The organism is Wolbachia endosymbiont (group A) of Bibio marci, assembly GCF_947251645.1.
GTDB lineage: Bacteria > Pseudomonadota > Alphaproteobacteria > Rickettsiales > Anaplasmataceae > Wolbachia.
In genome coordinates this window covers 15,264-28,381 of sequence record NZ_OX366364.1, presented here as the reverse complement: position 1 = coordinate 28,381, position 13,118 = coordinate 15,264, and the positions used below count along the sequence as shown (strand labels likewise).

General features: G+C 34.6%; 14 protein-coding genes. 9 read left to right on the top strand and 5 right to left on the bottom strand.

Features of this window, described 5'->3' with window-relative positions; all coding sequences use genetic code 11:
• The first annotated feature begins 419 nt into the window (after window positions 1–419).
• The 5 genes from OPR48_RS00155 to OPR48_RS00135 all read left to right on the top strand — a co-directional run bounded on the left by OPR48_RS00155 (window position 420) and on the right by OPR48_RS00135 (window position 5,278).
• Entirely contained in the window at window positions 420–569 is a 150-nt protein-coding gene (locus OPR48_RS00155) for a hypothetical protein (protein ID WP_265026072.1), read from the top strand.
• Between the two features lie 114 nt (window positions 570–683).
• Window positions 684–806, top strand: a complete 123-nt coding sequence (locus OPR48_RS00150) for a hypothetical protein (protein ID WP_265026071.1) — start codon at window positions 684–686, stop codon at window positions 804–806.
• 62 nt (window positions 807–868) lie between these two features.
• Window positions 869–1,315: a J domain-containing protein gene (locus OPR48_RS00145; protein ID WP_265026070.1), complete on the top strand. Its 447-nt coding sequence runs from the start codon at window positions 869–871 to the stop codon at window positions 1,313–1,315.
• Complete coding sequence (locus OPR48_RS00140; RefSeq protein ID WP_265026069.1) at window positions 1,288–1,965, top strand: ankyrin repeat domain-containing protein; 678 nt, start codon at window positions 1,288–1,290, stop codon at window positions 1,963–1,965. The genes OPR48_RS00145 and OPR48_RS00140 overlap by 28 nt, the downstream gene beginning before the upstream one ends.
• Before the next feature lie 658 nt (window positions 1,966–2,623).
• The gene (locus OPR48_RS00135; protein WP_265026068.1) at window positions 2,624–5,278 is read left to right on the top strand and encodes a 2-oxoglutarate dehydrogenase E1 component; all 2,655 of its coding nucleotides are present in this window, start codon (window positions 2,624–2,626) and stop codon (window positions 5,276–5,278) included.
• 660 nt (window positions 5,279–5,938) lie between these two features.
• Here OPR48_RS00135 and OPR48_RS00130 read toward each other — a convergent pair.
• The 5 genes from OPR48_RS00130 to OPR48_RS00110 form a co-directional block, all read right to left on the bottom strand.
• Window positions 5,939–6,070, bottom strand: a complete 132-nt coding sequence (locus OPR48_RS00130) for a hypothetical protein (RefSeq protein WP_265026067.1) — start codon at window positions 6,068–6,070, stop codon at window positions 5,939–5,941.
• 44 nt (window positions 6,071–6,114) lie between these two features.
• Window positions 6,115–7,002, bottom strand: a complete 888-nt coding sequence (locus OPR48_RS00125; RefSeq protein ID WP_265026066.1) for an aspartate carbamoyltransferase catalytic subunit — start codon at window positions 7,000–7,002, stop codon at window positions 6,115–6,117.
• Window positions 7,003–7,207: 205 nt separating this feature from the next.
• Entirely contained in the window at window positions 7,208–8,233 is a 1,026-nt protein-coding gene (locus OPR48_RS00120; RefSeq protein ID WP_265026065.1) for an extracellular solute-binding protein, read from the bottom strand.
• 668 nt (window positions 8,234–8,901) lie between these two features.
• The gene (locus tag OPR48_RS00115; protein WP_265026064.1) at window positions 8,902–9,858 is read right to left on the bottom strand and encodes an IS5 family transposase; all 957 of its coding nucleotides are present in this window, start codon (window positions 9,856–9,858) and stop codon (window positions 8,902–8,904) included.
• Window positions 9,843–9,989 (bottom strand): hypothetical protein, encoded by a 147-nt coding sequence (locus OPR48_RS00110; RefSeq protein ID WP_265026063.1) that lies wholly within the window; start codon window positions 9,987–9,989, stop codon window positions 9,843–9,845. The genes OPR48_RS00115 and OPR48_RS00110 overlap by 16 nt, the downstream gene beginning before the upstream one ends.
• Before the next feature lie 110 nt (window positions 9,990–10,099).
• Between OPR48_RS00110 and OPR48_RS00105 the strand changes: the two genes are divergently transcribed.
• The 4 genes from OPR48_RS00105 to OPR48_RS00090 all read left to right on the top strand — a co-directional run bounded on the left by OPR48_RS00105 (window position 10,100) and on the right by OPR48_RS00090 (window position 13,112).
• Window positions 10,100–10,687: an L-threonylcarbamoyladenylate synthase gene (locus OPR48_RS00105; RefSeq protein WP_265026062.1), complete on the top strand. Its 588-nt coding sequence runs from the start codon at window positions 10,100–10,102 to the stop codon at window positions 10,685–10,687.
• Window positions 10,688–10,704: 17 nt separating this feature from the next.
• Window positions 10,705–11,526, top strand: coding sequence for a DNA polymerase III subunit delta' (locus OPR48_RS00100; RefSeq protein WP_265026061.1), 822 nt, complete (start codon window positions 10,705–10,707; stop codon window positions 11,524–11,526).
• Between the two features lie 73 nt (window positions 11,527–11,599).
• On the top strand, window positions 11,600–12,394 hold the full coding sequence (locus OPR48_RS00095) for a hypothetical protein (RefSeq protein WP_265026060.1): 795 nt from the start codon (window positions 11,600–11,602) through the stop codon (window positions 12,392–12,394).
• Between the two features lie 58 nt (window positions 12,395–12,452).
• The gene (locus tag OPR48_RS00090) at window positions 12,453–13,112 is read left to right on the top strand and encodes a conjugal transfer protein TraJ (RefSeq protein WP_265026059.1); all 660 of its coding nucleotides are present in this window, start codon (window positions 12,453–12,455) and stop codon (window positions 13,110–13,112) included.
• Window positions 13,113–13,118 lie beyond the last annotated feature (6 nt).

The window sequence follows — 13,118 nt, the reverse complement described above, 5'->3', positions numbered from 1 at the left end:
AACGAAAAACCTACTTGACAAACTCCGCCAGCGCCCTTATCATGGTACTGAAGGTATTCAGTTATCTTCATCTGTGCAGATTAAACAGCAAAAAAACAACGTACTTGGCGTCTTATTTTTAATTTTTCGCACTATGTGCACCTTATGTCTTCACAATATTTCTGGGTTTTTACCCATATAAGCTGAAACGCGCTTATAAGTCGTTTAAGACAGTATAGTACGCCAATTTGCAGGATTAGGGAGTGAACACTAATTACCACGGGGTTTCTTTTGCCTTTTTTTCTGCTTAGTAAATTTCTTAAACATTTTAGCTAAAGTTAGTTGCACTTAAAAGCAGCTAAATTGCAGCGTTTAAGACTTAAAAAACGCCAAATACTGAAAATAGACAATGACTAGGGTTTCTTTTGCCTTTTTTTCGTTTGGTAAATTTCTTAATGTTTGTAGCTAAAAGAGCCCAAGAGAGGTGTCATTCCAGTGCCCCTGTGATGTCATTCCAGCGCGTGACGCTGGAATCCAAAAAAAAGGATGATGTCATCCCAGTGCTTGACACTGGGATCCAGAAAACTTAACTTTAAATAAGTGGCTGCATAATAAAGACTAGATTCCAGTGTCAAGCACTGGAATGACACCGAAGGGGCTACTCGGATGACACCGTCATAAAGGAACCAGTGTCAGCTACTTTCATGACACCATTCTTTTTTCTGGATCCAAGTAGTCAGGGCGCTGGGATGACACCCTTTCCCAATCTATCAAATTACAATGTTCGTGCAGTTATGGAATTGTGCAACAGGCACAATTTGACATAAAAAGCTTTGCTTTTTGAAATTTTGGGTTATACTCAACTTCAACACTATTAGTAGGGGTAGTTATGGATAAAAATGAAGCTTTAAAAATATTAGGCTTTAGTGAAAGTAATAATCCCAGTGAACAAGAAATCAAAACAGCGTATAGAAAATTAGCCCTTGAATATCATCCTGATAAACATTCAGGTGCAAGTAAGGATGTGCAAAAACAAAACGAGGAGAAATTTAAAGAATTAGGTGCTGCATATAATTTTCTTACCGGAAATGATGTAAAAGAAGCTACAACATTTAGTGGTGAAGATTTAGATAGAGTTAGTTCTACCGATGATTTATTAATTCTTTTGCACTTTGCTATTTTCAATAAGCAAAAGGATTTTTTAGAAAAGTTACTTTCTAGGTTTAAAAGTGGTGAAGGCGAAGAGTTTGGTGATTATATTAACGAAAAGAACTTTACAACATTTGATAATTCACCGTTATATATTGCTTGCCTTCTGGTTACACTGATATTGTAACACTGCTTTTAAAACACAAAGCAAACCCTGACTTATCAAAGGATTATACACCATTACTTACTGCATGTTCGATGGGTCGTGCTGATGTTGTAGAAATACTTTTAAAATACAAGGCGAACCCTAATTTATCAAGCGGGCCAAACAATTTTCTACCATTGCTTACCGTTATTTTTTCGCATACGAATGATAGTAATAAAGAAAATTACATTAAGATTACAGAGCTATTGCTAAAATATGGTGCAGATCCCAATACATTAGTAGAAGACAGTATTAGAGTTATAGAGTGTACTGAAAGCAACATCTTGAAGCGTACATTTATGTTGCATGGCAATAATAAGATTAAAAAATTAATGGTGCAATATGGTGGCGTTGACCGTCATTACCTTTTTACTTACGGGTTATTTGCCACTTGTTTTACTTCATGCATGATAATCCACGTTTCGTCTATTTATAAACTAAGTAATTATGAAATACCTATTTGTATATTTGCTATATTATTCTGTACATATAGGGCCTTAGAGGCAGCATTTTTTGCAAAAACAAAAGAACCTTCTCCTGAATTTGCTGAAGTTATTACTGAAAAAGTAGTAAATAATGTTGGGCTAAATGCCGAGGACAATTCTAAAAGAATTGACAATGCATTAGCTTAATCACAACTGTACGAGAATTGTTATTTAAGAGCAATCTCTACCAAGAAGGGTGTCATGCCAGTGCCCAGACACTGGCATCCAGATTGTAAGCAAGCAAACTAGCATAGAAAGTAGCTAATCTTATTTAAAACACAACGTTTTCGATGAGATTGCAGAAAGGCTGGATTCCAGTGGGCTTTGTTGCATCGCTACTTATGAAAGGCTACTATAGTTAGGATTATAAGCAACCTATTGAAAATCTTGTTTTTTTGCAATCAATCTGATCAAATTTAAGAATAGTAATTTATTATTTATATTAATAAACTTAATTCTATTGAAAATAGCTAAAGCATTGAAATTCTTGAATTTTAGCCGGATTAGTGAGTGGTAGTGAAATTTCTTTTACTCAAATTTAGGTATTCACTGACCGTTCTTGTTATAAATACCAGAATAATAAGCTACTGATATTCTCCATCTTTTTTATCTTTAATCCATCATAGCTAGCGATGCAACAAAGCCATTCCAGTGTCAAGCACTGGAATGACATCGCCTGCTACGCGGATTACCTACAAATCATGATGTTTGTGCAGTCGTGAGCTTAATTCGCGGGCATCAAAAAAGTTCTTTTTTAAAAAACTTAAGTTATACTTATAAGTATTTGATACTTTTTATAGTGATTATGTCGAATTTAAGCTGCCTTTATGGTGATAATGCAGAATTTGTGGAAGAAATGTATAGCCGTTATCTACAGGGCGATAAATCAATCGGGGAAGATTGGTATAGAATTTTTTCAAGCAATTTAGAAATTAACAAAGCGGAGCCCTGCAATGCAACTAAGGTGGATGATTCAGTTCCTAGTTTAGCAAATTTTTTCAGGTCTTACGGCCATTTTTTTGCAGACCTTAATCCGTTATCACCGAATGAAAGTCAAGAAATAGATTATCAAAAATACTCGAATCTTTCTCCTACGGATGATACTAAAATCTATAAAGATATTTACTGCAAGAATATTGGCTTTGAATTTATGCATATTTCCTCTTATGAGGAGAGAATGTGGCTGCAGGAAAAGATCGAAAATCAAACCTATACGCTGAGTTTACAAGATAAAAAGGAAATACTGAGGCACTTGATCGAATCTGAGATGTTCGAGCAATTTCTCCATATGAAATTTCCTGGATATAAACGTTTTTCCATCGAAGGTGGAGAGTCAGCTATTGTTGCTATTGAAAAAATTATTAGTGATTCTGCAGCTTTTAGTATTGAAGAAATAGTCCTTGGTATGGCTCACCGCGGACGACTCAATGTTCTAACCAAAGTTATGGGCAAAGAATACTCCGCAATGTTATCTGAATTTCAAGGCAATCTTGCATATCCGGGTGGTCTTGAGGTTTCTGGTGATGTTAAATATCACCTTGGTTACTCTTCTGATCGAACACTTGCTGGTGGTAAGAAAATACATTTAAGTTTATGCCCTAATCCATCTCACCTTGAAGCGGTAAATCCGGTTTTGGCTGGAAGAATAAGAGCAAAGCAAAATATGAGATCTGTGCTTGGCATATCAATTCATGGTGATGCGGCTTTCATTGGTCAAGGAGTGGTTGCTGAAACTCTAACCTTAAGCAATATTGAAGGCTATAAGGTGGATGGCATTGTGCACATTGTCATTAATAACCAAGTTGGTTTTACTGCTAACCCATGCTGCGCACGATCCTCTTTTTATTGCACTGACATAGCAAAATCAATAGAAGCCCCAGTGTTTCACGTTAATGGAGATAACCCGGAAGCTGTGAGTTTTGCTGCAAGTCTGGCGATGGAATATAGGCAGAAATTTAAAAAGGACGTAGTGATTGACATAATATGCTACCGCAAATACGGCCATAATGAAGGAGATGAACCGAATTTCACTCAGCCACTTATGTATAAGCTGATATCAAAACATAAAACTCCTGGAACATTGTATGAAGAAAAATTGACTGCAGAGAAAGTATTAAGCGGTGATGAGGTAAATAAATTACGCAGTGAATTCAGGGCAAAATTAGATAAAAGTCTTGCTGAATCAGCGGCTTATACTCCAAAAAAAGCTGACTGGTTCGGTGGAGTGTGGTCAAAATTAAGAAGAGCAAAGCTGAACGATTTGAGCGAATACTACACGGATTCTGGTGTTCCGCCAGATGAGTTGAAAAAATTAGGTGTGCATATAAATAGCAACATCCCAAGTAGCTTTAACATTAACAATAAGGTTAGAAAAATACTTGATGGCAGAATAGACAGTATAAATTCCGGTAGTAATATAGACTGGGCAACTGCCGAAAGTCTTGCGTTTGCATCACTGCTCACAGAAGGAATAGAAGTGCGTTTATCAGGACAAGATTCTGGTCGTGGGACTTTCTCGCACCGTCATTCAAGGCTTGTTGATCAGGTAACAGAAGAAGCGTTTATTCCGCTAAACAATATAAATGAAAAGCAAGCTCACTTTGAGGTCATAGATAGCGCTTTATCAGAGTATGCTGTAATGGGCTTTGAATATGGATATAGTCTTGATTCTCCGTATTCACTGGTGCTCTGGGAAGGACAATTTGGTGATTTTGCAAATGGTGCACAAATTATGATCGACCAGTTTATCGCATCTGCAGAAACAAAGTGGTTGCGATCAAGCGGTCTAGTTTTGTTGCTGCCTCATGGTTATGAAGGGCAAGGACCTGAGCATAGCTCCGCGCGTATAGAGAGATTTTTGCAACTCTGCGCAGAAGATAATATGCAGGTGGTTAATTGTTCCACTCCGGCAAATTACTTCCATGTCTTACGCAGACAAATGCATAGAGACTTTCGTAAGCCTCTGGTAGTGTTTACACCTAAATCGCTACTGCGTCATAGAAGAGCAGTTTCTAACCTATCTGACTTTGAAGGAACATTCCTCACGGTAATCCCAGAATATAGAACAGGTTTAGTTTCGAATGATAAAATACGTAAAGTTGTAATATGCAGTGGTAAAGTTTATTACGACATAATTGAAGTATGTGAGGTACAAAAGGTAAACGATATAGCAATAATACGTTTAGAACAATTCTATCCATTTCCTGCCGATAAACTAAGCAGTGAACTTGAAAAGTACAAAAACGCTGAAATTATATGGTGTCAAGAAGAACCAAAAAATATGGGAGGATGGTTTTTTGTCAACCCATTGATAGAAGAAGTGTTGTCCAATCTCGATATTCAAGCAAAAAGACCTAAGTGTATCGCAAGACCTACTGCTGCATCTCCTGCATGTGGCTATGCTAGTGTCCATGCTCAGCAACAGGAGGAAATTTTGAAGCAAGTTGTGCAGGGAATCTAGCACAATTGTACAAATATTGAGGTTTTTAAGCAAAAGTGGTGTCATCCCAGTGCCCTGACTACTTGGATTCAGGAATTTTATTAAGTTGGTAAGCATAAAAGTAGCCGTTTTATGTTAAAATACAACGTTTTGATGATTATGAAAAAGCTGGATTTCAGACTGGAATGACATCGTTTACTATGTGCCATATTGCAATGTTCGTACAGTAAGCCATAGGATGACAGAAGCGGAGCTATAGAAGCCGGTGTGGTTCTGTCGTATCCGTTCAGCCAATGGCGTCAACTTAAGGGAAAATATCAGTGATTGTGTGTAAAACTTCTCTCTAAATTTTTTATCATTAAATTATCCAAAGAGTGCAAGAAACAGCACTTTTGTTTCTATTTTATTTCAACAAAAAAGTTTAAAATGTGTCCTTTTTAGACGAGACGTGCAGAAAGGAAAAAATCTTATTTTACAAATTAAAAATACAATATACTCAAAAACTTTTCAGAAAATCCATAGGAGGGTTTGCTAATGAAGACTCTTAAGTTGACGCCATTGGCTGAACGGATACCGTAACTTTTGGAAGGGATTTTGGCCATTGAGACGTGATTCAAAAATATTGACAACATTCTTTCCACGAACCTTTCCCCACGTTCTGACCAGGTGAAAAAGCTGTTTTTACGATAGCCGTCTAATTTGCCGTTCTGCAAGGTTGTTGATTGACTTCAGGCTTTCGTAAAAACTTCCACACCATATCCTCGGCCTTAACATCTTAGCAGCCATTCTCAAACCATTTACAAGCCTTGTCATTTCATGCCCCCCTTTTTGCATTAGTTGTATAGCATCTTTTAATATTAACAAGGCCTATAATAGTGCAGCACTGCCTTACGTATTGCCAATCCGAATTCTACTTGCTGTAAAATAACACAATCTGCTACATCACTGCTAAGCTCAATCCCTCTGTTTATTGGCCCTGGGTGCATAACAATCGCATCTGGTTTTGCGTATGATAGCTTTTGTGAATCAAGTCCATACAAATGAAAATATTCTTTCTCTGAAGAACTATTATTCATGCGCTCTTTCTGCAGCCTCAAAAGCATAATTACGTCAGCATCCTTTATACCTTCAATTAATGAATAATGGACTGAATCTACTTCAGGAAAATGCTTACAAATCAAAGTTGGTGGTGCGACCAAGCATATTTTTGCTCCAAACATTTTTAGCAATCTTATATTTGATCTTGCAACTCTACTGTGCAGAATATCTCCACATATCACAACTTTGAGGTCCTTTATTTGCTTTTTATGATTGATGATTACAAGATAATCTGCAAGAGCTTGAGTTGGGTGTTCACTGCTTCCATCGCCTGCGTTGATTAGCGAGCAGCTAACATTCTTAGCCAGCATATTAACAGTACCGCTATTTTTTTGCCTGATTATCATGTAATCAGGATTCATTGCATTTAATGTTTTGATCATGTCTTTTAGATCTTCTCCCTTGTTAATAGAAGAAGATCTTATTGGCAAAGTTACAACATTTGCTCCAAGGCTTCTTGCTGCTATTTCAAAAGACGCAAGTGTACGCGTTGAATCTTCAAAAAATAAATTTATTACTGTCTTATTTTCCAAGATATGACTATTTGCAGCTTCTTTTTTAAGGTACTGGTTGGCCAACTTAGTTATATTTTCTACATCATCGACTGTAAGGTCTGAGATGTTTAACAAATTCCTTCTCTTGTTCATAATTTCCTTTTCAACTACTTGAACCTATTCTACTTTCTTACTATCGTTTTTCAATAGACCTCTTGTGCAGCAATTGTTTTGGTGAAAGAACGGGAAAAGATAGTAAAGTCAAAGTTGACTTGGAGAAAAGTTCAGCGAGTCAAGAGCAAAGTACTGCAAAAGGTTAGCATAAATCTTTCATCCCAGTGTTTGGTGGCACTGGGAATTACTTCCACTTACACTCATCCGCTATCATAACAGCCTCAAAAAGATGCTTCTCAAGTTCACTTAGAGGCAAATCACTTTGTGAATAATTTCCCCAAGATTTTAGTATATCGGAAGTTTCAACGCCTTCAATAATAGGATATTCTTGGTTTTTTTTAGCGTATAACTCTTGAGCCTGCTTGCTTACTAAAAATTCCAATAAGACTATAGCATTTTCCCTGTTTTTTGCGTTTTTTGTTACTGCGGCACCACTGATGTTTACCATTACACCGTGATCGTTGCGATTAGGAAAAAAAGCCCCTAGCTTGTCTGCAACATTCTTTTTATTTTCTGATGAAAGAATTCTCGCAAAGTAGTAGCTGTTTACTATTGCAACATCTCCCTCACCAGCTGCTACGGCGTAAATTTGGTCAGTATCACCACCACTTGGTTTTCTTGCCATATTGCTCACAATTCCGCTTACCCATTCTTTCGTCTTTTCAAAACCATTATTTGCAATCATAAAAGCAATTAACGATCTGTTATATGGACTTGTAGAAGAACGCACTAATATTTTTCCTTTCCATTTTTCATTTGCTAAATCTTCATAAGTACTTAAGTCCTTAGGGTCTACTGACTCTTTATTGTAAACCAATATCCTAGTTCTTTTTGTAAGACCAAACCAATAATCTTCACTGTCTCTAAATCTTGCAGGTATAACACTTTTTAAAACCTCTGAATCCACTTGAGATAAAAGCCCTCTTTTTTTTGCTAGAATTAAGTTGACTGCATCAGCAGTTAAAAATAAGTCAGCTTCACCCCCGTTTTCTATTCGTGAAAGTAGCTGAGAATAATCATCAATGATGTAACGTACTTTAATGCCTGTATTTTTCGTGAATTCATCAAACAAAGTACGTACTAATTCCTCTTTACGTGATGAATAAACATTTACCACTTGTGAGTCATTAGTTCCGTCGTTTCTGTATAAATAAGTAATGACTATTAATACAACTGCTATTAAGGATGTGAATATAAAGGCTTTTTTCATATTGGATAAAAAATAACTTCTTTCAGTTGAAGATACTCAAATAACGCAACCTTAGCAAGTGTAAAATTCGTTAGATAAGTCATGAGAGCTACAAAAACTTCCTTGACAAACTCCGCCAGCCCCTTTATCATGGAACTGAAGCTATTTATTTATCTTCTCTGTACAGATTAAATGACAAAAAAACTCAACGTATTTGGCGTCTCATGTTTAATTTTTTGCACTATGTGCACCTTATGTCTTTATCAAATTTCTAGGTTTTTACCTACACAAGCTGAAATATGCTTATAAAGCATTTAAAACATCAAAAAACGCCAACTTAAAAAATGGATAGTGAATAACTAGCTACCCTAGGGTTTCTTTTGCCTTTTTTTCTGTTTAGTAAATTTCTTAACGTTTATAATTTAGATTAGTTGCGGTTTAAAAGCAGCTGAATCGCGGTTATTAAGCGTTTAGAATAAAAAAACGCCATACTTGAAAGTATAATGTAAGTAATTAGCCAACCACGGGGTTTCTTTTGCCTTTTTTTTATTTGGTAAATTTCTTAATATTTATAGCTAACATGAACAAACATTTGAGAGTAACTTCCGCTAGTAGGGTGTCATCCCAGTGCTTGACACTGGGATGGCTTTGTTGCATAGCACCTTAAGCAGTGATGGTTTACGACAAATTTATGTAATGATTTCAAATTTAGCCATACCAATATCAGTGAATTTGTTGAGCAAATAGCACTTAATTAGTAATTCTTTTTCACGATTTACTTCAGATTTATTCCTAAAGCTAAATCCAAATACTTGCTTCAACCTTGAGAAAAATCCTTCTATGTAAGATCTCTTTCCATAAATTGCTTCCTTTTTCCACTCTTTTACACCATCTTGTCCATATAATTTTATTAACCTAATAGCAGCATTTCTGTCAGACATATAATCTATTTTTGAATGTTCTGCTGCATCCTTTTTTGGTAGAACTTTTGTCTTTATATCGTATTTCTTACACAATTTATAAAGTTTGTGCCTATCGTATGCCCTATCTGCATATAATGCTTTTATTTTGTGCTGAAAATTAACTTCTTCAAGCAAATCGCAAGCTCCATAGTGGTCAGAGTAGACGCCATTACTGTATCTTGCAGCTATAGCTTTTTTACTATTCACACTTAACATAACATGTAACTTTCTTACTTGCTCGTAGCTTCGGTACTTTCTATCTGCACTGTTTTCCTTACTGTGGCCAGGAGTGTTACTGTAAATGCTGATACTTGTGCTATCTATGATAATTTCAATATTTTCCATGTTGCTTTTATCAACCCTGCAATCATTTATCTTAATATTAAGTTTTTTAAACCTTCTTGATGCTTGTGAATAGCTGATAACTGCCAAATTTTTTCCTATTTGTTGCAGATATCCTTTTATAAACCCCACCGTTTGTCTTAAACCAATTCTAAAAAAATTGACAATTATATGCACCAAAATTACGACTTTATCACTGTAAATATAGTTGCCGCCCTGCATTTTTGGACTATTTTCATACCAATTTTCGATAGCTTCATCGATGTAACGAAAAATATTTCCCCTTTTTTCAAGGAATTTGTTATATTCGTTTTGGTTACTGACTTTCATTTTTTGTGGCATATTTTTTCTTCAACAGTTAAATGGTTATTTATAATGAATTTTGTCAGTAGCCACCAGATTTTTTCGGTTGCTATGCAACAAAGCCATCCCAGTTTCAAGCACTGGGATGACACCATTTGTTGTAAACTCACTTTTACTCTATGGTCTTGCCGCTATCCTGAACAGATACAAACTAGCAGTTACTATATAAGATACAATGCAACAAAACTGATCTAGTTGTTATGAACAAGTTTCTAGCTATATGGTATCTAAAATAATAAATGCAATACAGAACAACTTGTTAGTGTGTTTTCCAACAGAAACAGTGTATGCTCTTGCTTGTAATGCACTAGATAATGAATCTATAGGAAAAATATATCAGATAAAGAAACGCTCTCAGAATAAGCCACTCTCCATATTTGTTAGTGATATTTACAATTTGACAAAAATAGCAAAGCTAGAGAAAAAGTATATTGGTTTAGTAAATCACTTTTCTCCTGGACCAATTACCTACATTTTACCACTTAAAAACAACAACATATTGCCAAACGAATTCTTTAAAGATAGTATAGGCATCAGAATCCCTGAGCATCCTATTGCAATTTCAATATTAAATAAACTGAAAGTTCCAATAGTTGCAACTAGTATAAATATTTCAGGAGAAAAAAGTGTATGTAAGGCAGACGATATACCACAATCCATTAAGCAACATTTATCTGTAGTGATTGAAGATGACGAACTAGTTTCTGGTATAGAATCTACTATTATTGACTTAACCGAAGATAAGATTAAGGTTTTAAGGGAAGGTGCAATTTCATTACAAACAGTAAACAACGCATTTTCAAACTAAGATCTATAGGAGCAAGAATGAAAAAAGTAATAGGTCACAACCAAGCCAAAAAAAAATTAATGAACAACTTGTCTGTTCAGTCTTGGCTGATCTGCGGTAAAAAAGGTATAGGGAAAGCAACATTTGCAAAATCCTTCTCCAATTGGTTTCTTACAAAAAACTATGACGTGGCAGCATTGGACTTACACATTGTTGAAGGTGATACTATCGGAATAGAAAAAGTCAGAGAAATGAAAAACTTTCTACACTTAAGTCCCATTCAATCAGAACACAAAATAGCTATAATAGATAGCTTAGAGGTAATGACTAATAACGCTAAAAACGCAATATTGAAAATATTAGAAGAGCCGCCAAAAAATTCTAAGATATTTATAATTAGCCATAAGCCATATGATATACAAACCACTATCCGGTGTAGGTGCTTTCAGCTGAATTTACTCCCATTAACTTATGATGAAACAAAGCAAGTTGTTTCATCTCAATGTAAATTTGATGATCAAATATTTGATGAAATCATTACTTTATTTCCTGGAATGCCAGGAATGATAATAAATGCAATAAGTAGTGATGCTTATGAAGCATACAAGTGCTTTTATAAATTTCTTCATGATTTAAAGAATCCCAATATGATTAATAAAGTAATTAATAGCGAAATCGAACTAGAACTAGCATCATATATAATTCAGGCCTTCATTTTAGAAAGCATAAAGAGAGAGGTAAATGATGTTGAAATTCTGCTAAGTCAGTGGAAAAAAATAGATGAACTTTTTGTTGTTGCTAAGCAACTCCACTTAGATAAAAAGCATGTTTTAGCTAATGTAGTTAATATCATGACATAAGTTTACGAAATATAATACTTTTAACATAAATTCATGATAAAATCCTGTTAATTTAATACTTGAAGTATATAATTTGACTAATAATAAATTAACTGTATGGCAATCAATAGAAGTTTTGACAAAAGCCATACTGAACATGCAAAAAGAATTGAGTTCAATCAAGAATATAGCTTTAGACCAGGACGTCACCTTAGAAAAAGGAGAGGAGTTATTAAGTGGCATTTATGAAGCAAATTTTAAGCTAAACAAGGCAATCAATATAGCCACTTTGCCAAAAATTGGCTATCATATGCTCAATGGTGAGCTTGTTGTACGTAATCATATTACGGAAGAGGAAGTAAAGATTCCTAGAGATTTTCATTACCTTAAAGTCGTTAAATCCAATCATGATGATTATAAATTAACGTTTTGTAATTTTTTAGGTAACGAGTTTTTTGAATATAAAAAATATGATCCACAATATTCTGGTATTTCAGATGAATATAAATTTGTGAATTTTGGTAGTGTAAAAAAGACTCATAATCTAAAATTTAAGGAATATGTTGGTCATGCACCTAAATTTTTTGCTGCAGAAGGGCCTATTGAGCCTGGATCCCAAAACCATGTAATTGATCTATTTGAGCTAGTCAAAAGTGGTAAAGGTAGCAAAATGGGAACCTTCGCTGATGAATTTGGTTATTTTGATGATCAAAATAAATTACATTATTATAATTATCACAAAAGTGCTGAAAGTAATACTTATGATCCTGAAAATTTTAGTGTAAAAATGATAAATATAGATGTGAGCAAAATCGATAAATTCTACCTTATTGCGGAACAAGGTGATATAATCATTCATCCTATTTTGGAAAATTTAGACATATTTTAAAGTTTTTTAGAGTATCTAATCTTATTGTTATTATAATTGGGTTTGGTAGCATTATGTTATGGAAGATAAATTGCTTGAATCAGTAAAAAACAAAAGTTATTTCAGTAAAGCAGTCGAATGGTACTGCCATAGGTATCTGTTTTGTGTAGCAGAAAGATCTTGGATGGCATTAATAGTATCGCTTCTCCTAGTATGCTTATGTTTATTAACATTAAACATATACCTGTTATTTCCTGTTAAAAAAGATTTAAATTTTGTGAAGTATATGAACCACACAGAAGATGAGTTCTCTGCAATGCATAAGCTTAGTTTCAGTAAAAAGGAAGATGAATACATTTCCACAGCGAGGTACTTAATAAGTAAATACATTGAAATATACGAGTCCATTAAGATCGTTGAACCGAAGTACCAAGAAAATTTTATAAGAAACAATTCTATACATAAAATCTATCAAGGCTTTCAGGAAAAAACGAATAATGAAGCTGGTAATTTGTCTTTATCTAAAAGAAAAATTGCCAACATAAATGTAATAACATTATCTATTGATCGATCGACCAAGGACTTAGTTACATTTGCTGGAAATGCTACTGCAGTTTTTACAACCGAGCAAAATAAGGAGGATACTGTGGAGATTAGCTTCACTTTGTCGAATATAAAAGCAACTCTGGCTGGTATAATACCATTTAAATTTATTGTTAATGGTTATAAATATAGATGATTACAT